The organism is Methylocystis sp. Sn-Cys (assembly GCF_016745395.1).
GTDB lineage: Bacteria > Pseudomonadota > Alphaproteobacteria > Rhizobiales > Beijerinckiaceae > Methylocystis > Methylocystis iwaonis.
The window spans coordinates 221775-243836 of record NZ_JAERVJ010000006.1 but is presented as its reverse complement, the minus strand read 5'-3'; the positions used below and the strand labels follow the sequence as shown (position 1 = coordinate 243836).

Genomic DNA, 22062 nt, shown 5'->3' with positions numbered 1-22062 from the left:
CAGCGGGCCTCTCGAGGCTTACGCCGCGAAGCGTAGAACTGCTTCGCCGGGCGCAATTTGTCCGTCGTTTGCAGTTGCCCTTCCTCGAACCCCGCGCTCTTCCATCATCTCCTCGAGCTGCCGGTAGCTGATCGGGTAGGCGACATACCAGCGCACGCCCCAGATACAGGACCGCATAGAGGAACCACAAAATCACCTCCCATCTCAGTCGTCCTGAACTCCCCCGGGACCCCAGCAGCACCATTCAGTCCAGATGTGCGACGACAAGAAGACGCTTAATCTCGCCTGATTCAAAGGCACGCAAAAAGGCTGCGTAATCCTTGAAAACCACGCAACCGTTCGAGTCGCCTTTGGGCCCCAGCATATAAGTATGGGCGAGCAGGCCGGTGCGACCGAAGGTATTTGCGTCGCCAACAGGAACGAGACGTAGGGCCCGGACGCCATGAAAGGGCTGTTCCCTCAGCGTAATCTCGTAGGTGTTAGGCGGCGTTGCGCCGCGCATAGGTTCGTGAACAAAGCGAGGGTCATCAAGTCGCGCGCCGAGCCCTGAATGCGCCTCCAAGCGCTGGCCGTTCGGCAGATAAACTGTATGTGCGGCGATATCATATACGGCAGTGGCGAAGCCGAACTGTCTTAAAAGAAACGAAGCGCCCTCTGGGGGTGCAATTTTGAGATTTGCCCGGCTGACCATGCGGTTGGATGCATCGGTCTGGTCAGATACAGCTCTTTCGGACGCGATACATCGGTCCGCCATTTTCACTGGGTATCCGAGGTCCCTCCACAGCTTGCAGCCATGGTCAGGAGCGAAGTGGGCGAGGAGGCCGAGCGTGAAAACGGCGCATGCGGCAATGGCGAGTCCTATTGAAGTTGCCGTGCGAAAGCGAACCTCGAACGCCTGTATTCCTGTCGCGAGTAAAACCAGAACGGCGGTGATAAAGAGACAAGAGGATAAATATTCCATCAGAGCTCACTTTAAAGCAGATGAATTTGGGCAAGCCTTGGTCGGCTCATGTTGCAACAGGCGGGAAAACATGATGGGTGAAGTTGCAACCAGTCGGCGTCGACAGCCGTCTCCCGAAGTTTCGTTTGAGAAGTGACATCCATCATGTGATGGGGTGGTGCAAGCGGCTTGTCGTCTCGATCTCAACGGGTCTCGGGCTATCATCTTTTTGTGCCAATTGGTTCGACCGCTGGACGCGGGCACGCTTGAAAATAGTCTACGGTCGGGTCAACGCAGATGTGAAGGCGCCTGGGGATTGTTGTCCGGATTGGTGTCGTGTTTCGAAAGCGAAACAATCAGTCCTTGTGCGACCAGCGGCGCAAGATCCGCCTCGAGTGCGTCGACGCGGGCCTTGTCGTATACCTCGTCGCCATTGACATAGACTGCAAAGGACAGGGAATGCTTGGCCTTTTTCGCCGGATCCTCGATCGTGGCCTTCGTCCATTTGTAGAGCGGGAAAGCATCAACGCTGCTCCGTTTCGCCTGCGTAACGTAATTGACGAAGGCGTCGTAGGTGGTGATGGCCGTCGCGCTATGACGGGCGAGAGCTTCTGCGATTGGCCTGAAGGCGGGATCATCCGGACGATGGCGCGCGCGGTCGGCCCTGCTCGTCGAGCCTGAAACGGATTTGATAGTCCCAGTCGGCGCTCATGTTGAGTCCTTTCGAAAGATTGCCCTCATGCGCGACTCTGCTCGACCGGGGCGCGAGACGGTGTGCGGCTGAACCAGTAAGAGGCGCTGTTGTAGTCGGATTGCCGCCGGCGCGATTGGAACATCGGCACGAAGAGCTGCACCCACCAGCGCTCCCTTCCATATTCAAGGTCGTTCTCGACACCGGACGCCGGCGGATAGCGACGGGTGATCAGCGCCGTTCCAAACAACACGTCCCAGAAGAAGAGTAGGTTTCCCGAAGTTGCCTGCGAATGATGGGCGCGGCGCCAAAGGCAAGTGTATTTGGTGTGGCCCAGCCGATGCCACCAATATTGAACCATGTCCTCCCCGATCAGATAAACGGGGATCCAGGCCACCCAGCTCCAGTGGCTGAACCTATCCCGCCATTCCGGGACCAGCGCCGCGGCGCCGCCTAGGACCAGCGCGAAAACCGCCGGCCGGCTCGCCAGCGGAAAGGCGATCGAAGCGAGATCGAGCGTCGTTTCGTCTCTGTCGGCTTTCGACAGATCGAGCCGCCCGGCGGCGGCCTCGGCCACGCTGAGCAGCACAAGGATCACGAGCGCAGAGTGGTTGAGCAATGTGACGAGCAAGACCTGCCGCCTTTCCGCTGGATGTCGCCGACTCAGCCCGGCGCGAAGGGATGCTTGGCGGTGACGCGGGCCGACAGGACAGATTTCGCCGACGGATCGCCCGCGAGCGCCCGCGCGATGGCCTCCTTCGTGGCGCGATAGTTGAAGTCCTGGATTTTCCTGTCGTCGGCGGCGTCCCAGTGAATGAAGACTCCGACAGAGATGAAGAGGTCTTCCGCCTGCTCGACCGGGATGATTCCCTCGGCGACCGAGTCCGCGACAGCCTTGGCGACGCCGTGCTGCGCCGGTCCGAACAGCTGGATCGCCTGACGGGCATTCTTGATGGTCACCTTGTTGAACAGGATTGTGTAGGGCTTGACGAGAAGGTTCGGCGCAATGACCGCGAGCAAGGTGGTGAAGCCGTGCTTATTGTTGACGAGCGCATTGGCGAAGGCCTTTTCGGCGGCGCTGCCGCGCGGGCCGATCAGGAGATCGATATGCGCGACCTCATTGCCGTCGCCAACGAGGGACTCGCCGACGCCGAGCTTCGAGAGCCCGGCGCTTTGCTGCGTCGCTTTCGGCGCGAAAATGCTGAGAAACTTGGTTAGAAGCGACATCAAGACCTCTACTTGGGCGAGTTGGCTGCGGGTGCGGGAAACGCGGTCGCACCCGCAGCTTTCCCCGGGAGGACGGCAAGGCCGTCTCCCCAGCGGTTTGCGTTCGCTGGATCAGTTGGCCGCGAACGGATGCTTCGCTTCGTTGCGCTTCGCGACGACTTCGGAAGCCTTCGGCTCGCCGGCGACCGCGCGCGCGATGGCCTCTTTCGTGGCCTGGTAGTTGTAGTCCTGGATCTTCTTGTCGTCGTTGGCTTCCCAATGGATGAACACGCCCACCGAGATGAAAAGGTCGTCCGCCTCTTCGAGAGGAATGACGCCTTCGGCGACAGAGTCGGCGACGGCCTTGGCGACGCCATGCTGCGCCGGGCCAAAGAGCTGCACCGCCTGCTTTGCGCCCTTGATGGTGACCTTGTTAAAAAGAATGGTGTTTGGCTTCGCGAGGAGATTGGGTGCGATCACGGCGAGCAGTGTCGTGAAGCCATCCTTGTTGTTGACGAGCGCATTGGCGAAGGCGAGCTCCGCCGCGGAGCCGCGCGGTCCAATCAGCAGATCGATGTGAGCAACTTCGTTCCCTTCGCCCACGAGGGACTCGCCGACGAGAAGCTTGTTGATTTTAGCCATGTAACAATCCTTTTGACGCGCCCGCCCCTCCGCGGGCCGTCATAATCATACGTAATTGGTAGAGATTAGCAACGGTGTCGACCAAGTAAAATTCATCCGTCCCGACGCACGTAGCCGTCGGCGCCGCCCCGATCGTCACCAATAGCGCCAGGGCCTGCCGTAGACGCCGGGCCCCTGGGCGGGGCGGAATAGGAGGCGGCTCGCCGGTCGGCGGCGCGATCAAGATCGGTGTCGAGCAGACACTTGGAAAAGCCGTCCGTTCTTGGCTGAAAGCCATAAGACCGGCAGCGGGTTTCGTCTGCCGCGCGTCGTTGCGCAAGCCCCTATCAGGAGGCTCAAGGCGATCACAAGGCGACGTTGGACTTCCTGCTGACGGCAAAGCGGGCTCGCAAAGCGGCGTTGCGGTTCCGGCGCCGAGCGATCGGCAGAACGGCGCGCCGAAGAATGTCACGATCGACAAGAGCGGCGCCAACACCGCTGCGATCGAGAGCTCCAATGCAGAGAACGAGGCGGGCATTGAGATCCGCCGGAGGAAATATCTGAACAACATCGTCGAACAGGACCACCGAGCGATCAAGCGGGTGGTGCGGCCAGCGCTGGGGTTCAAATCCTTTCGCTCGGCCGCAGCAACGCTCACCGGCGTCGAGCTCATGCACATGATCCGAAAAGGGCAGTTGCAAACGACGGGCAAATTGCGCCCAGCAAAGCAGGTCTATGCTCTCGCGGCGTAAGCCTCGAGAGGCCCGCTGCCCTGCCTCTCGAGGCTTACGCAAAATTTACGACAGAACCCAAAATTTCCTGTCCTTTTTCGGTCGCCGCGAGTTCCGCGCTCAGGAAGCCCGCCATCAATGATTATAGGACTATAACACACTATAAAAATACAGAAATCGATCTGAGGCCGCTGGGCCGTAATCCGTGAGGAAAGCGGAATACGCGAGAAAATATGGACTATGGGTGAAGCCCGTCTTGAATGCCTCAGTTCGGCGGATTAATATCATAGTCGATGAATAGATAAATAGATTGGGTAAGGCGAATAGGAATGCGTAGGAGATGGCTCGCGGTCATCGGCGTCGCTGCGGTCGGCGGCGCCGCGCTATTGGTAACGGCTCTCCGCTCGGAAACGGATCAGCGACTTATCGGCGCCGCCGCCTTCAGCGACTGGCGCGCGGATGCGCCTGGCGCATGGCGGCGGATTGGCCCGCAAGATTTACCGCGCCCGCTTGCGAGCGAGCCCAAAGCGGAGCGCTCCCAGGTCGTTCCTCGGCCCGAGGGCGCTGCGCTCAAAACGCTCGCGGGTTTCGAGGCTGAAGTTTTCGCTTCTGGGCTGAACGGACCGCGCGTTCTGAAATTTGCGCCCAACGGCGATTTGTTCGTGACGGAGAGCAACGCCGGACGCGTGCGCGTGTTTCGAATGAAGGACGGAGATATCAAGCCCGCGCAGAGCGAGATTTTCGCCGCCGAGCTCGAGCGGCCCTACGGTGTCGCCTTCTATCCGCCCGGCCCCAACCCACAATATGTCTATGTTGGAACGGTCTCGAAGGTCGTGCGCTTCCCCTACAGGCAAGGGGACCTCAAAGCGGCCGGCCCCGCCGAAATCGTCGCCGGTCCGCTGCCGGCGGAAAGCGGCCACTGGACCCGCGACATTGCCTTCTCGCCCGATGGAAAGACGCTCTTCGTCGCGGTTGGGTCCAAGAGCAATGTCGCGGATGGCCATGTTCGTCCTTCCGCCGCGGAAGTCGCCGAACTCGAGGCCAAGAATGGCGTCGGCGCAAGCTCGGGGCCCGAACTCGATCGCGCCGCCGTGCTCGCTTTCGATCCCGATGGCGCAAACAAGCGAATCTATGCGACGGGCATCCGCAACTGTTCCGGCTTACGCTTGCGGCCGAAGTCCGAGGATCTCTGGTGCGTCGTCAATGAGCGCGACATGCTCGGCGACGACTTGCCGCCCGATTATGCGACGCGCGTGAAGCCGGGCGCCTTTTATGGATGGCCGTGGTATTATATCGGCGGCAATCCCGATCCGCGGCATCTCGGCGCAAGGCCGGATCTCGCAGACAAGGTCACGATACCGGACATTCTCCTGCAGCCTCATTCCGCGCCGCTCGGCCTCGCCTTTTACGATGGTGCGCAATTCCCGGCCGACTATAAGGGCGACGCGTTCGTGACGCTCCATGGTTCCTGGAATCGCGCCAAACGCACTGGCTACAAGGTCGTTCGTTTGAAGTTCAAAGATGGCGAACCGACAGGCGAATACCAGGATTTCCTGACGGGATTTGTCGTGGATGACAGAAGGGTATGGGGGCGACCCGTCGATGCAACGGTCGCGCCCGACGGATCACTCCTCGTCAGCGAAGACGGGAACGGCGTCATCTTCAGAGTGCGCTACGTCGGCAGATAAGAGATGCTAATCGCTTCGGCATGGCTCGAGGGCGATGTCACATTAACTCGTTCAAGGCGTAGCGAAGCCTATCGGTCTCGATTCAGCCGGGTAACGCCACGGATCTTCACGCCGCGATCGCCCTGAGGCGATGCAGATGGATGGCAATGGCGGAGTGGCGAGAGGGACGGGCTGGAACGAACAGGTTGCGGAGCGCGGAGAAGACGTCTCCTTGTCGCTCGCGCCAAATCGCCAATTAGACTAGATGCGCGTGTTACGCGGATGCTACGCACGACCGGGCTTTCTGGAGCTTTCTCGATGCGTGAAGGGCTCGATAGGCTCCTCGAGGGAACCGGTCTGTCCTATCGCTTCGGGGGGCTGGACGAAATGGCGGCGTCGATCATTCTCGCGCAGATCCAGGCCCTGCCGCCGATTGACGTTGGCGCAACGAAGCGGACCGACGTCGAGACGACGGATCCTGACGACAAGAAGGCCTATAGCGCCGACTGCGGCGCTATCACCTAAGGAACGGGGACCTACACGGCGCCGCTCGTGACGGTCGCCGGCAAGGCGCCGCTGCCCATGTCAAGGACAGTCAAGGCTGCATGAGCGTGTGTTGCAAAGAAGAGTTTCTTTCAGAGATATCCTTCAGCAGATGTTTTGTGGCCGGCGTCACGATCGCGATGAAGTAGGACTCTCGAAGTCGCCGACTGTAGATCGAGCCGCGTAGATAGGCGCTGGAGCCGGCATGCAGCATCAGCGCCTGAGTTGCATCGAGCGCAAGACGGGAGCCTTCGAGCCGCGCCTCGAGAACTCGCCGTAGATATTCGGGGGCCTGCTCCGAAGGCGTTTCAGCGAGCCTCATGATCTCGTGCTCCATCGCATCGACGAGCTCGTCCAGCGATCCCGGGCCAATCGGCAAATAGGCGTTCACCGCCCGTACACGCGAGGGCAGGGCGCGCATCAAATCGGCGCAGTTGCGGATGAGGCCGATGGCCATGCTTGTTTGCAGCAGGAGAAAGCCTGGCTTGATCCGCTTGGCGAAGCGGGTCAATGAGTCAGACAGTATCATTTCGTCGGGAATTAAAGCGTTCTTGAAACCAACGGCCCGCGTTGCCGTCCCTTCCAGCGCAATGAATTGCGCCCCCTTACGGCTTTCGACACCATCGAAACCAAGACGGGCGATCGCCGTAACAACCGTGGCGCCCGCTTCGAAACAGAAGCCAAAATAATGGCCGTCTTCCAAATTCGACACCCAAGGCAAAACACCGTCCACGCGATAGCCGCCATCGACCCGACGCCCTTTGAGCCTTAGCGGCTCTACACCCGAAAGCGCCTTCATCGGGTTTGAGAGGCCAGTCCCGCCGAGAGCGGCGCCCGACGCAGCGTCTGCCTGCAAGCGTGCGCGCAAGCCGAGGTTCTCTGAGTTTTGCAGATACCAGCCAAAAGCATCCTGACACCAGACGCAGAAGGCGGTCGAGAGACAGGCCTCCGCGACTGAGCTCATCGCCCGGATAGCGGCTTGGAGATTAATCGCATGGTCTTCGCCGAAACCGTCATGATGCTGGGCGAAAGCGCCGGCCAATCCGAGATTCTTGAGGACATGCGCTGGATAAAGGCCGTCCTCGTCAATCCGCGCGGCAAGGGGGCGCAAGTCGGATTGGACGATTGCCTTCACGCGCCCGAGCATGCTGCTTTGGTTCGACACGCCTATAGGAGACGTCGATAGTTCAGCGAGACTCATGACTCGGCCTTTTCCGTTCGCGTGACCGAGAGGGCTACAGGCTTGGAGATGGTGTTTGCGACCGGCGACCATTTCTGTGCGTGAGCTATCAGGGCGTCGAGCGTTTCCTTTGGAGCGTCTGCGTCAAAGGAAACTGCTACGCGGATTACGTCGAAGCCGACGGGCTTGGGCGTAGTGTCGCCCGTTCCCCACACCGAAGTGATGTTGATATCGGCTTCAAGATCGAGCGCAAGGGAGCGCACCACGACGCCATTGGCGACGGCGTTGGCGTGAATGCCCACGGCGAGACAAGAGCCGAGCGCGGCGAGCAACGCTTCCGAGGGGTTGGGGGCAGTGTCGTCGCCCAGAAGGACGGGCGGTTCGTCGACGATGTGCGGCGGGAGATCTCGAATGAAATTCAGATGGCGGAAACGGCCTTCGGCGACAGTGCGGCATTTGACCGTCTTGATGGCCGCGGGATTGGCCTTGCCGGCCGCGATGAGGGCGTCGAGCCCATCCTTGCTGATCGGCGCCAGGCAGGAAATGAGAACGGGGGCGTCGTTGCTCATGTAGAAAGCGATCCTTTTGTTCGTGTCAGTCGTGGGTGGTCCAGGAGACGCGGGCGATGGCGGCAAGCAGGAGCGCGTCAAGCAAGAAGCCAATGAGGCCGATCAGGACGACCGTCGCCGCGAGGCGATCGTATTCAAGGGTGTCGCGCGCATCGTTGATCGCGTAGCCAAGCCCGCTCGTCACGCCAAGATATTCGGCGGGAACAAGCACGATCCAGGCGACGCCGAGCGCGAGTCGCAGACCGGTGAGCACATCCTGCGCCACCGCCGGAACGATGACGGCGCGTAGGATTTGCCATCTGCCCGCGCCAAGATTATGCGCGAGGCGGAACCAATCGGGGTCGAGCTTGCGCAGGCCATGCGCGGTCGAGAAAATGATCGGCCAGACTGAGGACGCGAAGATGAGGAATACGATTGCCGCGTTCCAAGTCGAAAAGGCGAGAATGGCGATCGGCATCCAGGCGAGCGGGCTTACCATGCGCAAAAGCTGGAAAGGGAGATGCGTCGCCCTGCGAAAGAGCGCGCTGCTGCCCACGATCACGCCGACCGGCGCTCCTGCCGCAAAGGCGATCAGGAGACCAAACGCGATGCGCCCAAGGCTCGGAACCGCGGCGGCCAACGCGGAGCCGTCGCGCAGCATGTCGTAAAGACGGCTCAGGGCGGGCGCCGGCGCGAAGCCGGCGAAAGCTGCGGTCGATGGATTGCGCGCGATCAGCCAACCTCCGAGCGCCCACAGGCCCAAAAGAAGCGCGAGTCCGCTCAGTTCGACGAGCACTCGCGCTAAACGCGCGCCGATGGCGCGCCGGCGCCGCAAGTCGCGCGGCCTTTCGAGGAAGCTCACGGCCACGGCGCTCATAGCGCGAGAACCTCCTTCCGGCTGAAGGGGTCGCCGCTCGAGACACTCCGGTCGCGCTTCCAATCCGGGTAACGCTCCAGCGCCTTTTTGACGAGGGCGTAATCGACGAGGTCCTTGGCGACGAAATCCGGGTCGAGCTTATCCAGGAAGGCTCGTTCGCCTTCGATTTTTGCTTCCTTTAGCTGCTGGACGATCAGGCGCGTCGCAGAAGGATATGGCCAGGGCTGGAAATCGATCCGACCGTTGCCCCAATCGCGATGTCGGATAACCTCCTTGTAGGCGGGCTCCTGCGCATAGGCGGTCACGGCGCGCGTTACGACTTTCGCCGGCGGCGGCAGATAGCCGGCGCCGTCGCGCGAGAGGAGCTGGGCCACCTCTTCCTTGTTCTGCGAGGCGTAGATTTCCGCTCGCACGATGGCGTTAACGGTCTTCTGCGCCCATTCCGGCCGCTTCTCTATCAGCGGCTGCAACATGGCGACGACGCAACATGGGTGGTTTTTCCAAATGTCGCCGGTAAAGCGCAGCACGCGCCCGCCAGCGTTGAGTTCGCCCAACGCGTCGAAAGGCTCGGCGACAATATAGCCGTCGATCTTCTTGGCGGCGAGCGCTGGCGGCATGTCCGGCGGCTGCAGGATCTGAAGATTGACTTCCTTGGCGCCGAGCGCCGCGCTCTGGGGCTTTATGACAGGCGTGAGGCCGCTTTTGCGTAGGGCATATTGCAGCACGATATTGTGCATTGAATACCAGAACGGCACAGCGAGCTGCTTACCGGCGAGATCTGTAAAGCTCTGCACCCCGCCGTCGCCCTGCACGACAAGCGCTGAGCCGTTTGTGTGCGCCCAGGCCACAACCTTCACGGGTACATGGCTGCCGTAGCGCAGCCAGAGCGCGGTCGGCTTGAGAAGATGCACGAGGTTGAAGCGTCCCGCGGTGAAACCTTCGATAAGAGGCGCCCAGCCGCGAATGAGCTCCGGCTTGGCGACCTTGAGTCCTTCCTCTTCGAAATAGCCCTTGGCGTGGGCGACAAGCAGCGGCGTCGCGTCCGTGATCGGCAGATAGCCGATGCGCAGCGTGTCGTCGTCGCTTTCGGCCGCACGCGTTGTTTTTGGCAGGCCCGCCAGTAGCGCCGCAAGACCGCCCATGGCGAGGCGATCGAGCACATGACGGCGCGACACGCCAGCTCCGGCAGCGTAGTTGAGATCATACTGATCGCAGGATTGGCACATATCGTGTTTCGTCTTTCGTCAGGCGCTGAGCGCTAAGGGAAAGGTGGCGGGTTCCAACGCGTTGATAAGCTGCGCACGGAGGGTGGCGCGCGCTTCGGCGTCCATGTCGGGTGGGATGTCGAATTCGGCGACGATGCGCCCGGGATCCGCCGACATCGCCACGACGCGCGTGGCCAGATCGAGAACGTCGTCGACGTCGTGCGTGACGAGAGTCATGGCGAAGCCGAATGCGACTTGCGTCTCGCGCAACTGGCGGCGCAGATCGCTGCGCGTCAATGGATCGAGAGCGGAAAAAGGCTCATCGAGCAGAAGAACATCGGGGTCGATCGCGAGCGAGCGCGCGAGCGCCACGCGCTGCTGCTGTCCGCCGGAGAGTTCGCGCACATTCGTGTTCGCGTGTTCTGCAAGGCCCACCTGCGTGAGCAACGCCTCGACGCGGCCCGGCGCCTCGCGGGCTCTTCCATCGAAGCGTAGCGCAAGAGCGACGTTGCCCGCGACGTCGAGCCAGGGAAAGAGGAGAGGGCGCTGGAACATCAGCGTGCGGCGGATGGGCCGCGTGGCGTAGCGCCGCTCGGCGAGCCGAATCTCCCCGCTCGTTGGATGCGCGAGGCCCGCCATGATCTGCAGCAGTGTGGACTTTCCGCAGCCGCTGCGGCCAATGACGGCAAGCCGTTCGCCTTGCGCCACCCGCAGGCTGAGGTCGGCAAGGACCGGCGCGCGATGGTAGCCATAGCGGTGGGTGACGCGTCTGACGTCGATGAGCGGAAGAGGGATCACGAGCGGCTCCTTTCGCAGATAGACTACAAAATTTATAAAGAATATCAATTCTATTGTTTGTTGCATCGAAATGTGATGCAATAGGCTGAAATTAAATGGCATGAGGCACACGACTTGCGCCAAGTTAGAACGGATGATCTAGAAAAAATGGAAAACAGACGATCTTCGCGCAAACTCACGAGCCGGGTGTCGCCCACAGCGGCAAAGCGCGATGTCCGCGCTCGATCAGGCGGGAAGTCCGCGCCAGTCGCGAAAGCGAAGGCGAACAAGCGGCTGCTCGAGGCCGCGATTGGGCTCTGCTGCCGAAAGGGAATCGCCGCGACAAGCGTCGACGAGATCATCGACGCCTCGGGCGTTGCGCGCATGACGCTGTACAATCGCTACGGCTCGAAGGACGCGTTGATCCACGCGGCGCTCGCCCATGAAGCAAGCGTCTGGCGCGCTTGGTTCTTTACGAGACTTGCGGAGACGCGGGGCGCTCCGCGCGAGAAGCTGCTCGCTTTCTTCGACATTATGGAAGAGTGGTTTCGGCGCGACGATTATCTTGGTTGCGCGCTCATGAACGCGGCGATGGAGAGCCGTAATACGGACGAGAAGCTCGCTGAGATCATACGCAATCACAAGAGCCACGTGTTAGAGCAGTTGCGCGCGCTCGTCGCAGCGGCGGGCGTCGAGGACGTCGAGTTGCTCACGCAGCAGTTCGATCTTCTGATGGACGGCGCGATTGTGAAGGCCGCCATCAAAAAAACCTCAGCGCCGGCGATGGAGGCGAAAAAGATCGCCGCCGCTTTGCTACCGGAGGGTGAGCGCTTGCGCAAACACGCTGCCGACGAGCGTTGCATTCGTGCAACGATCGCAACGCAAGAGACTTAAGCTTGGAATTATTTCTATACGAAACCGTCTAATAACGATTCGCCCAGAACCACAGACTATTGATATTTCGCCAGGATCGAAGCTAGGCCGCTCTCGGCGCGATAATCTTGATAAAACTTATAGAGTAAATGCAGAGTGGTCCGTGTTCGGCCCTTCAACGCTTGTTCGGCGTGAGCGGGCTCCCGAGCGTCGTCTTTCGGTAAACATGGATACGAGGTTGGAATGACTGTTCGTGTAGAAGCGCCCGCGAAAGCCGTTTGGCGACTGCGGAGCCTACTGCTCGCCCTCTCCGCAGCATCACTTTGCGTAACAAACGCCTTGGCGGCAGAACCGCGCAAAAGCATCGAGCAGAAAAGTGCGACCGCAGCACCCGCCACTTCAGCGCCGCGACCTCCGGCGCCGATGGGCGTGTTCGGCGCCGATATGCCGGCGAAAGGCAGGTTCGTCCTGGCGATCGCGCCGATTTGGGCGAATCTCTCCGGCCAACTGATCGGCACGCAGAGCGTCAGCTCACAATATATCGTCGCCAACACCCCCTGGTGGGTCGATCCGACGAAAAAGCTGCGCCTCGTCCCTCAGAACATTGCGCTGGCAGCGCAGACGGGCGTGATCTCCTATGGTCTCACCGACGATCTCGCCGTCGTCATCACCGCGTCGATAGCCGAGAAGCGGCTCGAAGCCCTGACCTTCAAGGGCCCTTCCGGGATCACGCCGCTCGGCAGAAGTTACCCCGATACGTTTGGACTTTCAGATTTCACCACCAGCGCGATCTACAAAGTCTACCAGGACCCGGTGCATCGCGTGCAGGTCAATCTCGGTTTCGCCTATCCCTTCAGCTTCAACACCGCGCGCTTCGATCTCTTGCAGGCCGACGGAACCGTGCCGAACATTCGCGCCTTCTACGGCATGCAGCCGGGCAGCGGCACGTTCGATATTATGCCGGGCGTCGTTTACGCAGGCAATATCGATAAGTGGTCCTGGGGGCTGTCCTATCGCGCACGCTTGCCGCTCGCCAGAAATTCACAAAATTGGCGCTTTGGCGATCTGCATGAATACAACGGCTGGGTGGGTTACACGCCGATCCCGAGCGTCACGGCTACGTTCCGCGTAAACGGCGCCACCCAATCCCAGATTTCGGGTTTCGACCCCGAAATTACGGGCCGCGCCGTGCCGACCAACCCGGCCTTCTATGGCGGTCAGCGCGTGGAGCTGTTCGGCGGCGGCGTGTTGAATGGCAAACTCGTGGGATACGACGCGGCATCGATCGCTTTCGAAGCCGGACTGCCAGTCTATCAAAATCTCAACGGTCCGCAGATCAAGAAGAATTGGCAGGCGGGTTTCTCATTCCGTCTTCGCATCTGAGCCAGTGTAAGGGCGACGTCGGGAGGGGAGGCAGGTGCGCTCGCGTGCTCTGAGCCGGACTAAAGCGTCGACGCGGCGCGCTGGGGCGACGATCCAGAAGCGCCAGAATTCGATACGGCGCCAAGCGTGAGACGAAAGGTTAATTCGTTCGTTGCCGTGAAACGGATCGGTGCTTTCGCGCCCTATCGAATCTGCGCCAGCCACTCGTCATCCCCAGTTCTGTGAGCGCAATTCTCTCACCTAGAAATGCCCGAATGACCGCTATATTCGTCCGCATATGCGACGACGGCTCGCATGTGATGAAATCGCCGCGCGCGCCAAGCGCCATGGGAAGCAGCAGTTGATCGGACGGCTATGTCCGCGCCGCATCCCGATAAAGTCTGGGGCGTACCATTGGCGCAGCCCGGTCAAACGGTCGTGTTGGCGTTGATTGCAGCGTTCGACACGCCCAGCGTGCCGAAGTTGAGATTGCTGAGCAGTTCATTGAAACGCTGGCTGAAGCGTTAAAGGTGGCGGGGTCGCCGTCAGCAAATTACAGCTCACGAACGAAAACAGACCATATTGAATCATGGCGCCCGTTGTGCCGAAGCTCGTCGAATATGTTCCTGCTGGGGCGGTCTACTGGCCGTAGTAAATCTGTCCATACAAGGTCGCTGTTCTGGTAACGGTGCCGATAAATAAGGGGAAGGCGATGATGATTGGGTTCCCGCCACCGGCGCGCCAGAAGTTCGAGCCAACCGTAGTGGTTGCGCCAGCGTCTGAAAACAATCCGTAGGTCAGACTGTTGGAGCCAGACGTCATATATCTGGTGGAAGCGTTCAAAGCCGCTGGCGAACCTGGGCCTACGTTGACGCATACGCGCAACGCCACAGATACAGTGCCGTGCATCTTACCGAGATTGTTGTTGAACCGTTCGAAGGGGTGTTTGCGGTAACGTCGAATGAACCGAAAGATAAGTCGGGAATTGAAAGGTTGCAGAACTGCGTCCAAGCCATGGAATTCAAGACGAACTCGCCGCAGCAGATCGCCAGCCCGACAACCAAGCGAATTTTCCGAATGGCCAGCATGTCGCTTGCTCCTCATAAATAGAAGAAAACCCCGACGCTGATAGGGGACTACTGGCAAATTGCCCTGACCGGGCGACGGTCGCCGGCCTGTAGCTCATAGTGGAAGCCAGCGCGGCAATCTTTGCTCCCCAAATCCACAACCACGGGCCGAACTCGCTCGTGACGGCAATGCAAAGCGAATTGACATTCTCCGCCTCAACCCCGGCGCCCGCCAAGTGTGGGTTGACAGCGGTCGCGCCATTCCGCTCGAGAAGCCGGAGGCGATCGTCGGCGCGATACGCGAGATCCTATGACCTTGCGCCGCCAGGAGCGCTGAAAGGAAGGCGCCCATGACCCTTGGCGAACGCCTAACGAATCCGTGCGGTGGCGCTGGGTCATGGCGTCGGTTCGGACACGCCCATGAGAATACCACAATGACGCGCTCGCAAGCACCGGTACGTCGTAAGCCTTGGCCAGCTTGGTCATCTCCCTTAGCTTGGCGCGGCAGTCCGGTCCGCGACAGGCGGATGCGGTCGGGGGTTTTGCCGAACAACGAAGAGCCTTCGGAAGGCGCCTCATGGCGCGAGGCGTAGGGACCAGGCACGAAAATGACAAGACAATTCCGATTTTTGCGTGGCGTCCTATTTTCCCTCTTCGCGTTTGCGTTCCATGGCGGCGACCGCGCGTCCGCCGAAGGCGCCTGCCCGCCAGGATTCATCCCGGGCGGCGCTATGGTCCCCGGACAAGAAAATGCCGGTTGGACGGGTTGCCTCCACATGTACGACGTCGACGATGGCGGCGGTAACGGCGCCGCGCCGCGCAGTGGCGGCGATTCCGGCCCTCCTCCCTTCAATGCCGCTGAATTCCGCGCCCTTCTCCAATGGGAAAAACAAGTCGCGCAGGAAAACGAAGAGCGTCTCTTGAAGAACGATCCTGTTTTGCGTGAATTGAAGCAAGGCGTATGGAAATTCTCACGCTCGCAGCCGAAAGATTCACGCCAGATATGCACCGCATCATTCCTCCAGTTGAATGGCGGCGTCTTGATCATGGATTGGGTTGGCGAAGCCAAAGGCACGCTCCTCGCCTATTTCGGCGGGGCGATCCCACCGACCGCGGACATACGCACCGAGACGGTCAGTCTTACCCAGTCCGGGGAAATCCAGAGGGTCCGTGCTTTTCATGCGAGTTTGCCTTGGTCCGCGAAGATCGGAATGATCATATTCGCCGTCCCCTCCACACAGGCGCTGCTCGGGTCGATTGAAGAAATGCAGGACTATGCGGTTGAACTGCACGGACAGGAAGTCATCCACGGCAAGTGGCACAGCGGCTCGACGGCGCGAAAGTGGTTGAGCAACTGCGTCAACAAGCGTGGCAAATGAATCACGAGCGGAGCGCTCTCCAGCGACCGCCCCTTGCCGAGAGCAAGAATGAACATGCGCGTTCTCGCCTGCCTCGTTGCAGTGATTTCGAAAAAGCGCAGGCGAGATGGTCGGAACTTGCATGACGCACAAAATCTTCACCCGGTTCGCCGTGCGTTTTTGCGCCTTGGCCCTCTTCGCGCAAACCTCCGCCTGCAGCGCAGAATTGCCGCCGGATGCTCCGACGCTGCGAGACGCGCGTAAATTTCTAATTTCACATACCGACGCTGGATGCGACGATACAGATAACGCGCACCTTATCAAAGATGACCGGATAATCGTGGCGTCGCGGAGCGGCAATGTCGCCACGATCATTTATGATCTCCATTGCGAGTATTCCGCCACTCGGACCCGCGTGTTTCTTCTGTGGCGGACTTTCTCCAGCTACCGGCTGATGCACTTCGCAAAGCCTGTATATGAACTTCGCTGGGCCGACGACATCGGATCCGAGTTGGCGGAGAAGCCTAGCGCGATCGGATACGAGGTCGTGACCAGACTTTCGAATGGGAAAATCAATTCGAATAGCCTTGAAATAACGAGCGACGAGCGTTGGGGCGCCAGTGAAGACTCCGGGGAGAAAGGATCGTGGCGTTTCCTGCACAATACCGACCGCTATGCCTTGTCCTCCTTCGAAGTAGAACCGTACAGCTTACGCGGTCTCGGGCCGGACAAAGCCGACCGCCTGAAAGGCAAGCGCTTCATGCTTTTTCCGTCCGAAAAATAACCTCGCTGGAATCATCCCCACTTCTCAGAGTGAATTTCTTACAACCGATGGACGCCATGGCTCTCACCTGCCGCACATATCGTTTTGCGCTTTCCTTCGTTCTCGCAATGGCGCTTGGCGCTTCGGTAGACGCACGCGACGCGAGCAACCCGCTCGAGACGCTGCTCATCGCCTTCGCACAGGGGAAGCGGGACAAGGACATCGCCGCGCTTTCGAACATCGAATGGCAAGGTTTCGCCTATCCCGAAGATTCCGAAAAAGATCTCAGCGTGACATACCATTTGCGCGGACGACTGCGCCTGAATGGATTTGGCGAGGTCGACCTTCCGGTTGGAATCGGCGCGAACGCTACGCACAAAAAGGGCAACGCAGGCGATGCTTCGATCGACGTCATTTTCCACAGCGCCAAGGGCGTTCGCGCGATAGAGCTTCAGAAGTTCTATCCGAGCAGCAATTATCAAGAAATTCTCCGAGGGCAGTTGAGCGTCGGGACCGTGACCCTGCTAGCCGACAATTGCAAGACGGACGGCTATGGCGATCTGCCTGATGACGAGCATATCGCCTTTTTCCGGATTGATCTTCCAGCCGCGCCGACGCCGGTCTTTGTCCGCGCTGGGCGCAACGAGGATGGCGGCAAAAACAGCCCAGGAGAGACGTTCTTTTCCTTCTCTCTGTTCACGCCCGGGAGCGATATGACCAAGAGGTCCTGCGTCAACCGCGTGGAGCCACTTCAATGACGTCGTCGCGGCGTGGAACAACAACCGCAAAAGAGGATGATATGCGAAGAGCTTTGTTGGCGTCTCTGTTGATCTTTTCTTTCACGGGCGTCGCGGGGCGCGCCCTTGCGGTCGATTGCCCGAACTTGGACGTCGACAAGGTTAAGCGCGCGATCGGCGAGTTATCGGAGTTTTACGGCGACGTGCCGTCCTGCCTCGACTGTCAAAGGCAGAACAAGCCGATCGAGCGGCTGATCTGCCAAAACAGCGGATTGAGGCTCATGGAAGTCCTGGACACTAAGGCTGCCGTTTACGCCTATGAGAACGCCACCAAGAGGGAAACGGTTCATTCGAAGCCGGACTGCTCCTTTGTTCACAAGGAGCTCTCCAATAATTGCGCCGACGCGGTTTGCGTCTGCGTAAATCTAAAAGAGCACACGAATGATTCACGAGGCGGAGAGTCCCCTTATTATGGCGAGACGCGTTGAAGCTCGAAGCGGATCGCATGTCGCTGGAGCAGCGTCTATGGCATTGATGAGTTTTGGAGCGCTGGCGACTACTGCTTTGGGTCTCGAGATCTTTCTTGCGTCGTGGCCGGCCCATGCGAGCGGCAGGCTGCCGGTACCGCCATCTTCGCAAGCGCTCGCGTCGCATCGCGCATGTGTCGAAGCGCTCGAGCGCCAATATGCCGAGGACAAGAGACGCATCGTCGAAAAGACCGTCGACGCCGACGGCTCCAGCCAAGAGACGTCATTGGAAACATCGGGCATAGAGCGGAATGGGACCGACAACGTCCGTTATCAGGCGACCGTCTGGTATCACCACGGGCGCGTTCGGACCGATCTCGGACAGATCGAAACGAGCCACAGCTTCGAGACCCGGCTCCGGGAATGCAAAGGCGCGATGCTCCACATCAGTGGAGAAACGGGCTACACGTTGAGCACCTTCGAGCCCTGGAGGAAGTCCGCGCCATGACGCAGACGACTCTGTCGCGGCGGAGCTTCCTTATCGGCGCTCTGATCGCATCTTCATTCTCTTATCCGAGGGCGAGCGTCGCCGCGCCCGACGCTGCGGAGATTTTTTCCGACCCTAAGGTCGAAGCACTGCTCGACGCCGCCATGCAGCGGGACAGCACGCGCGCCGCCGAGCTCGTGGCGGCTGGCGCCAATGTAAAGGCGAGAGGCGACAAGAACGTCACGCTGTTGCAATGGGCTATGCTCAACAAAAGCCACTTCGCCTTCCAAGTGCTGCTGAATGTCGGCGCCGATCCTGCGCAGCCCGGCGTCGACGGCGATACGGCGATCCACTTCGCTGCCATGGCGAATGATTTGGAATATTTGCGTCTCCTCCTCGCGCGCCATGTCGACGTCGACGCTCGCAATGGTCAGACCGGCAGGACGCCTTTGATGGCGGCCTTGATGGGGGAACGGGAGCGGCAGTTCGAAATGTTACTCGCAGCCGGGGCGCGTTTGAACCATGCCGACAACATGGGCAATACCATTCTGCATCTCGCGGCGCAAATCAACGACGCGGCGCGCGTTCTGAGATTGTTGCAACAAGGAGCCCCAGCCGGGGCGCGCAACCGGCAGGGCAAGACTTTCCAGACCTACCTCCTTATGACGCCGGAGCGTCTGCTCAACGCCGAAGCTCGGCAAGCGCGGCTGGAGGTCCTCGACTGGATGGTGCAAAACGGTGTTTCCCTCGAACGCTGAACGAGATTGCGCACAGGGAGCCTTTGCCTACGTGCGTATCAGCCTTGCGCGGATCGACGGCGCATAGGTCCGCCCCACGCGCACTTCCGAGCCGTCGTTTAGAACCGCGATCAGCGCCGCGAAAGGCGCCTGCTTGATACGCGTGATGGCGCTGCGGCGCACAATCGCTCCGCGATGGATACGCAGGAACTCTTCGCCGTCGAGACGGCGTTCGAGCGAGGACAGGCTCTCCTGAAAGAGATAGTCCGCGCCAGGAACATGGATGCGCACATAGTCGCGTTCCGCCTGAAAGCGGATCACATTGGCCAGCGTGACGCGCAAATATTCGCCTCGCGCCTTCACCCAGAACTCGGTCGACTTTTTCGGCTGTTCGGTCAAAGCGCGCTTCAGGGAAGCGATCGTTTCCTGCAATTCGGCGACTCGGTCCGCCTGATGGCGCGCGCCCGCGGCGATCCGCGCGCGCTCCAGGGCGCGAGTGAAGCGCCCTGGCTCGATCGGCTTGGTGACGTAATCGACGGCGTTGGCCTCGAAGGCGCGCAGGGCGTGATGGTCGAATGCGGTGACGAAAACGACCACCGGCGGCTCCGGTCCGAGGCTTTCGAGAACGTCGAAGCCGCTGCCACCCGGCATTTGAATGTCGAGCAGAAGAATGTCGGGCCGGGATTGTTCCGCCGCGCGACAAGCCTCCCTGGCGTCGGCGGCTTCGTCGATCCGCCCGACCCATTCCATCTTCGCGAGCAGACGCAAGAGCCTGCGGCGCGCGAGCGGCTCATCGTCGACAACGAGAATCGTGAGCTCGCTCATGCGAGCCGCCACGGGAGCTCGATGAATGCCCGGTAGCGGCCGGGCGCGACCGGGCCGGATGAAAACGAGCTGTCGCCCTGAAAGCGGGCGTGCAGGCGTTCCGCGACGTTGCGCAATCCGACTCCCATGCCGGCAGGCTTCTTGCCGTCATCCTCGATGGGCATGTCGTTCTCGACCGTAACCCTAAGCCGGTTTGCCTCACGGCGCGCGCGCAGCGCGATCTCGACCTTGCCGACAGTGGCGCCGACGCCGTGCTTGATGGCGTTCTCGATCAGCGGCTGGAGGATCAGGCTCGGCACAAGGGCGCTGCGCACGTCCTCGGGCATGTCGATGCTGAACGCCATTCGGTCGGAAAAGCGCTCGCGCTCGATCTGGAGATATTCCTCCTGCAGAGCCAGCTCATCCGCCAGGGACACGTCATGCATGGGATCGAGCGACAGGGTCGTGCGCAGGAATGTCGAGAGCGACAGGACCATGCGCTCGGCGCGGGTGGCCGATCCTTCCTCGATCAGGCCGGCGATCGAGTTCAGCGTGTTGAAGAGAAAATGCGGATTTACTTGATACCGCAGCGCGCGCATCTGTGCGGTCAGGGCCTCCTCACGAACGGCGGCGAGCCTAAGTTCACGGTCATGGAGCTCGAAACCGAAAACGAGAGTAATGAACAGACAGGACCATCCGAAAAACAACGCCGCGCCATATGCAGTGTCATAGCCGAAATCCTTCCAATCGAAGACAGCGGGCTGCGGCCAGACGCAGAGAGTGTAAACCGCATAGCCAAGCGCGGCCCAGGCCGGCGCCGCCGCCAGAGAGAGAATGAAGGAAGCGGCGACGAGCAACGGGAGCGCATTCTCCGAGGAGCGCGTCTCGACCAGCCTCTCGTGCAAGTGGAATAATAGCGCCGAAATGCCGGCGGTGATGACCGAGCACAAGGCATAGTGCAAAAGCTTGCCAATGGCGGATTCGATCGGGTCCGTGCCGACGATACCCCATAATATGCTTGAGAAAATGAATACGCCCACCCAATAGATCAGGCCGAAGCGAAAGGTGGCCTGACGGATTGCGCATGCGTTAGACGATCGTTTCATCACCCTTCGTTCCCTCTTCGACCTACAGGGCCTTCCCATTCATCGACTCGTGTCGGCGTTCTAGGACACCCGCAAAGCCGTCTTCGGCATGCCGTTCGTCCCCCCACAGTCGCCATTCGCAGATTCTTGCCGCCGCTCGTCGCCGCGCTCGCGCTCGTCGCCGGAAGTCGAATGAACCCTCGCTCGAGCGATGCTACGGAGTTGGGCAAGGGACCACGCGGAAGTCTCAGCATGGACACATACGATATTTCGGACATCGCGCCAAACCTTCGGGTCAGCGGGCGTTCAGGAGTCCGCTCGATGATCGAGCACAGTGCGACCGCGAGCGTCGTGTTGTTCGCGGTGCGGACGAATGACGCGGATGATATTCTTGCTCGAGTGCGTCACATGCTGCCGGAGGGCAGCGTGTTGTATGCGCAGCGCGAAGCAGCCGGCGCGCGCGACTTTTCCCTCCTGCACACGCTTTCCTCGCTGACGGACCGACAACGCGACATACTGCGGCTCTTGATGCATGACCTGTCGAACAAGGAGATCGGCCGGCGCTTGAAGCTGTCGCATTTCACGGTACGCAATCATGTCTCGCAACTGTTGAGACAGTTGAACGTCCCCTCGCGCAAGGCAGTTGTCGCCTTGCTGAATGACACTCTCGCCGAAGATGCGCATGTCCTGCCCCTTTCTGATTGACGAGGATGTTCGTTGCCCCGAGGCACCACAGCGCATTATTTGCCGCGTCTCTGTCAGCCGCAACGCGCGCATTGTACTGGTGCTTCGGCGGGGTTGATTCCGCGAGGATCGGATGCCTCCATGCCTTATCCGAGAGGCTGGGATTCCAAAAAAAATTATGAGAAATATTTGCGCCTTGCTCGTCCTGCTCTTCGCTTTTCGCTTCGCGTCCGCGCGGGATTCAGAAAAATCGCTCCAAGAGTGGATCGGCGATCCGAGTCAGGGAACCTTCCAGGGGACGATCCGCCTGAGCGGAAAGACGCACGGAGACTATCATCGCGGCTATCGCTGCCCGAGCTACGAAGCCGCGACCTTCGTCGTCTCTATTGTCGAGAAGGCCCATCTGCACGAAAAGACGCCGAAAACATTGCGCGCCACGCTTTTGCGCTCGCTCGCCGGACAAAGTTGCGAACCCGCGGCCGCGGGACAATACCGTCCGCTGCAGCTTGGCAACGCCTCGCAAATCGATAACGGGCCGGAGGCGGGCGAGGAATGGACCGCCCTACGGGTCCAGGCTCCGGATGGAGCGGAGATTGGACTCGTTTACGACGCAAGCATCTATGCCATCGATGACTGAAGCGCATGTGGAAAA

The 22062-nt window shown here is 60.3% G+C and carries 24 protein-coding genes and 3 pseudogenes; 14 read left to right on the top strand and 13 right to left on the bottom strand.

Features of this window, described 5'->3' with window-relative positions:
* Positions 1–244: 244 nt before the first annotated feature.
* From JJT62_RS19230 to fae (JJT62_RS13570), 4 genes and pseudogenes are all read right to left on the bottom strand, one after another.
* Positions 245–616, bottom strand: a pseudogene (locus JJT62_RS19230) (DUF2778 domain-containing protein); the annotation flags it as partial.
* Between the two features lie 1061 nt (positions 617–1677).
* On the bottom strand, positions 1678–2262 hold the full coding sequence (locus tag JJT62_RS13580) for a hypothetical protein (RefSeq protein WP_202073299.1): 585 nt from the start codon (positions 2260–2262) through the stop codon (positions 1678–1680).
* A gap of 32 nt (positions 2263–2294) precedes the next feature.
* Positions 2295–2861, bottom strand: a complete 567-nt coding sequence (gene fae, locus JJT62_RS13575; protein ID WP_370568551.1) for a formaldehyde-activating enzyme — start codon at positions 2859–2861, stop codon at positions 2295–2297.
* A gap of 108 nt (positions 2862–2969) precedes the next feature.
* Entirely contained in the window at positions 2970–3479 is a 510-nt protein-coding gene (gene fae, locus JJT62_RS13570; protein WP_202073297.1) for a formaldehyde-activating enzyme, read from the bottom strand.
* A gap of 354 nt (positions 3480–3833) precedes the next feature.
* Between fae (JJT62_RS13570) and JJT62_RS13565 the strand changes: the two are divergent.
* Together JJT62_RS13565 and JJT62_RS13560 are read left to right on the top strand one after the other, a co-directional pair.
* Positions 3834–4210: pseudogene (locus JJT62_RS13565) on the top strand (DDE-type integrase/transposase/recombinase); the annotation flags it as partial.
* Between the two features lie 308 nt (positions 4211–4518).
* Positions 4519–5877: a sorbosone dehydrogenase family protein gene (locus tag JJT62_RS13560; protein ID WP_202073296.1), complete on the top strand. Its 1359-nt coding sequence runs from the start codon at positions 4519–4521 to the stop codon at positions 5875–5877.
* Positions 5878–5983: 106 nt separating this feature from the next.
* Here JJT62_RS13560 and JJT62_RS19610 read toward each other — a convergent pair.
* Positions 5984–6082, bottom strand: a pseudogene (locus JJT62_RS19610) (IS6 family transposase); the annotation flags it as partial.
* Positions 6083–6174: 92 nt separating this feature from the next.
* On the opposite strand from JJT62_RS19610, the gene JJT62_RS13555 reads away from it, so the two are divergent.
* Positions 6175–6381 (top strand): STN domain-containing protein, encoded by a 207-nt coding sequence (locus JJT62_RS13555; protein ID WP_202073295.1) that lies wholly within the window; start codon positions 6175–6177, stop codon positions 6379–6381.
* Between the two features lie 70 nt (positions 6382–6451).
* On the opposite strand, the gene JJT62_RS13550 is transcribed toward JJT62_RS13555, so the two are convergent.
* Genes JJT62_RS13550 through JJT62_RS13530 form a run of 5 tightly spaced genes read right to left on the bottom strand, consistent with a single transcriptional unit; the run spans position 6452 to position 11007 of the window.
* Entirely contained in the window at positions 6452–7546 is a 1095-nt protein-coding gene (locus JJT62_RS13550) for an acyl-CoA dehydrogenase family protein (RefSeq protein WP_246744888.1), read from the bottom strand.
* A 50-nt stretch (positions 7547–7596) separates the two neighbouring features.
* Positions 7597–8148, bottom strand: a complete 552-nt coding sequence (locus JJT62_RS13545; protein WP_202073294.1) for an OsmC family protein — start codon at positions 8146–8148, stop codon at positions 7597–7599.
* Positions 8149–8173: 25 nt separating this feature from the next.
* A complete protein-coding gene (locus JJT62_RS13540; protein ID WP_202073293.1) occupies positions 8174–9004 on the bottom strand; it encodes an ABC transporter permease in 831 nt (276 codons plus the stop codon).
* Entirely contained in the window at positions 9001–10230 is a 1230-nt protein-coding gene (locus JJT62_RS13535) for an ABC transporter substrate-binding protein (protein WP_202073292.1), read from the bottom strand. Before JJT62_RS13535 ends, JJT62_RS13540 begins: the two co-directional genes overlap by 4 nt.
* Positions 10231–10248: 18 nt before the next feature.
* Positions 10249–11007, bottom strand: a complete 759-nt coding sequence (locus tag JJT62_RS13530; RefSeq protein WP_370568550.1) for an ABC transporter ATP-binding protein — start codon at positions 11005–11007, stop codon at positions 10249–10251.
* 147 nt (positions 11008–11154) lie between these two features.
* Here JJT62_RS13530 and JJT62_RS13525 point away from each other — a divergent pair, with 147 nt between their 5' ends.
* Together JJT62_RS13525 and JJT62_RS13520 are read left to right on the top strand one after the other, a co-directional pair.
* The gene (locus tag JJT62_RS13525) at positions 11155–11880 is read left to right on the top strand and encodes a TetR/AcrR family transcriptional regulator (RefSeq protein WP_202073291.1); all 726 of its coding nucleotides are present in this window, start codon (positions 11155–11157) and stop codon (positions 11878–11880) included.
* Between the two features lie 402 nt (positions 11881–12282).
* On the top strand, positions 12283–13242 hold the full coding sequence (locus JJT62_RS13520) for an alpha-amylase (RefSeq protein ID WP_246744886.1): 960 nt from the start codon (positions 12283–12285) through the stop codon (positions 13240–13242).
* 618 nt (positions 13243–13860) lie between these two features.
* Here the strand turns inward: JJT62_RS13520 and JJT62_RS19605 are convergent.
* Complete coding sequence (locus JJT62_RS19605) at positions 13861–14130, bottom strand: spore coat protein U domain-containing protein (RefSeq protein WP_370568557.1); 270 nt, start codon at positions 14128–14130, stop codon at positions 13861–13863.
* Between JJT62_RS19605 and JJT62_RS19215 the strand changes: the two genes are divergently transcribed.
* The 7 genes from JJT62_RS19215 to JJT62_RS13480 all read left to right on the top strand — a co-directional run bounded on the left by JJT62_RS19215 (position 14125) and on the right by JJT62_RS13480 (position 18858).
* On the top strand, positions 14125–14331 hold the full coding sequence (locus tag JJT62_RS19215; RefSeq protein WP_246744885.1) for a hypothetical protein: 207 nt from the start codon (positions 14125–14127) through the stop codon (positions 14329–14331). The two genes, JJT62_RS19605 and JJT62_RS19215, sit on opposite strands and share 6 nt — an antisense overlap.
* Positions 14332–14896: 565 nt before the next feature.
* Positions 14897–15667: a hypothetical protein gene (locus JJT62_RS13505; RefSeq protein WP_202073287.1), complete on the top strand. Its 771-nt coding sequence runs from the start codon at positions 14897–14899 to the stop codon at positions 15665–15667.
* A 121-nt stretch (positions 15668–15788) separates the two neighbouring features.
* Positions 15789–16430: a hypothetical protein gene (locus tag JJT62_RS13500; protein WP_202073286.1), complete on the top strand. Its 642-nt coding sequence runs from the start codon at positions 15789–15791 to the stop codon at positions 16428–16430.
* Positions 16431–16537: 107 nt separating this feature from the next.
* On the top strand, positions 16538–17167 hold the full coding sequence (locus JJT62_RS13495) for a hypothetical protein (protein WP_202073285.1): 630 nt from the start codon (positions 16538–16540) through the stop codon (positions 17165–17167).
* A 68-nt stretch (positions 17168–17235) separates the two neighbouring features.
* Positions 17236–17634, top strand: a complete 399-nt coding sequence (locus JJT62_RS13490) for a hypothetical protein (RefSeq protein ID WP_202073284.1) — start codon at positions 17236–17238, stop codon at positions 17632–17634.
* A 37-nt stretch (positions 17635–17671) separates the two neighbouring features.
* The gene (locus tag JJT62_RS13485; protein ID WP_202073283.1) at positions 17672–18121 is read left to right on the top strand and encodes a hypothetical protein; all 450 of its coding nucleotides are present in this window, start codon (positions 17672–17674) and stop codon (positions 18119–18121) included.
* Positions 18118–18858 carry an ankyrin repeat domain-containing protein gene (locus JJT62_RS13480; RefSeq protein WP_202073282.1) on the top strand — a complete coding sequence of 247 codons (741 nt, stop codon included), beginning with the start codon at positions 18118–18120 and terminating at the stop codon, positions 18856–18858. Before JJT62_RS13485 ends, JJT62_RS13480 begins: the two co-directional genes overlap by 4 nt.
* A gap of 27 nt (positions 18859–18885) precedes the next feature.
* On the opposite strand, the gene JJT62_RS13475 is transcribed toward JJT62_RS13480, so the two are convergent.
* Positions 18886–19662, bottom strand: a complete 777-nt coding sequence (locus tag JJT62_RS13475) for a LytTR family DNA-binding domain-containing protein (protein ID WP_202073281.1) — start codon at positions 19660–19662, stop codon at positions 18886–18888.
* The gene (locus JJT62_RS13470) at positions 19659–20747 is read right to left on the bottom strand and encodes a sensor histidine kinase (protein WP_202073280.1); all 1089 of its coding nucleotides are present in this window, start codon (positions 20745–20747) and stop codon (positions 19659–19661) included. Before JJT62_RS13470 ends, JJT62_RS13475 begins: the two co-directional genes overlap by 4 nt.
* Before the next feature lie 231 nt (positions 20748–20978).
* On the opposite strand from JJT62_RS13470, the gene JJT62_RS13465 reads away from it, so the two are divergent.
* Both JJT62_RS13465 and JJT62_RS13460 read left to right on the top strand, forming a co-directional pair.
* Positions 20979–21431 carry a response regulator transcription factor gene (locus tag JJT62_RS13465; protein ID WP_246744884.1) on the top strand — a complete coding sequence of 151 codons (453 nt, stop codon included), beginning with the start codon at positions 20979–20981 and terminating at the stop codon, positions 21429–21431.
* Between the two features lie 157 nt (positions 21432–21588).
* Positions 21589–22047: a hypothetical protein gene (locus JJT62_RS13460; RefSeq protein ID WP_202073279.1), complete on the top strand. Its 459-nt coding sequence runs from the start codon at positions 21589–21591 to the stop codon at positions 22045–22047.
* Positions 22048–22062 lie beyond the last annotated feature (15 nt).

Coding starts and splice junctions, on each gene's coding strand:
- JJT62_RS13525 (WP_202073291.1), top strand. CDS start 11,155: ATGGAAAACAGACGATCTTCGCGCAAACTCACGAGCCGGGTGTCGCCC.
- JJT62_RS13495 (WP_202073285.1), top strand. CDS start 16,538: ATGGCGCTTGGCGCTTCGGTAGACGCACGCGACGCGAGCAACCCGCTC.
- JJT62_RS13470 (WP_202073280.1), bottom strand. CDS start 20,747: ATGAAACGATCGTCTAACGCATGCGCAATCCGTCAGGCCACCTTTCGC.
- JJT62_RS13520 (WP_246744886.1), top strand. CDS start 12,283: ATGGGCGTGTTCGGCGCCGATATGCCGGCGAAAGGCAGGTTCGTCCTG.
- JJT62_RS13550 (WP_246744888.1), bottom strand. CDS start 7,546: ATGCTCGGGCGCGTGAAGGCAATCGTCCAATCCGACTTGCGCCCCCTT.
- JJT62_RS13480 (WP_202073282.1), top strand. CDS start 18,118: ATGACGCAGACGACTCTGTCGCGGCGGAGCTTCCTTATCGGCGCTCTG.
- fae (WP_202073297.1), bottom strand. CDS start 3,479: ATGGCTAAAATCAACAAGCTTCTCGTCGGCGAGTCCCTCGTGGGCGAA.
- JJT62_RS13535 (WP_202073292.1), bottom strand. CDS start 10,230: ATGTGCCAATCCTGCGATCAGTATGATCTCAACTACGCTGCCGGAGCT.
- JJT62_RS13475 (WP_202073281.1), bottom strand. CDS start 19,662: ATGAGCGAGCTCACGATTCTCGTTGTCGACGATGAGCCGCTCGCGCGC.
- JJT62_RS13465 (WP_246744884.1), top strand. CDS start 20,979: ATGGACACATACGATATTTCGGACATCGCGCCAAACCTTCGGGTCAGC.
- JJT62_RS13485 (WP_202073283.1), top strand. CDS start 17,672: ATGGCATTGATGAGTTTTGGAGCGCTGGCGACTACTGCTTTGGGTCTC.
- JJT62_RS13560 (WP_202073296.1), top strand. CDS start 4,519: ATGCGTAGGAGATGGCTCGCGGTCATCGGCGTCGCTGCGGTCGGCGGC.
- JJT62_RS13540 (WP_202073293.1), bottom strand. CDS start 9,004: ATGAGCGCCGTGGCCGTGAGCTTCCTCGAAAGGCCGCGCGACTTGCGG.
- JJT62_RS13545 (WP_202073294.1), bottom strand. CDS start 8,148: ATGAGCAACGACGCCCCCGTTCTCATTTCCTGCCTGGCGCCGATCAGC.
- JJT62_RS13460 (WP_202073279.1), top strand. CDS start 21,589: ATGAGAAATATTTGCGCCTTGCTCGTCCTGCTCTTCGCTTTTCGCTTC.
- JJT62_RS13555 (WP_202073295.1), top strand. CDS start 6,175: ATGCGTGAAGGGCTCGATAGGCTCCTCGAGGGAACCGGTCTGTCCTAT.
- JJT62_RS13500 (WP_202073286.1), top strand. CDS start 15,789: ATGACGCACAAAATCTTCACCCGGTTCGCCGTGCGTTTTTGCGCCTTG.
- JJT62_RS19605 (WP_370568557.1), bottom strand. CDS start 14,130: ATGCACGGCACTGTATCTGTGGCGTTGCGCGTATGCGTCAACGTAGGC.
- JJT62_RS13505 (WP_202073287.1), top strand. CDS start 14,897: ATGACAAGACAATTCCGATTTTTGCGTGGCGTCCTATTTTCCCTCTTC.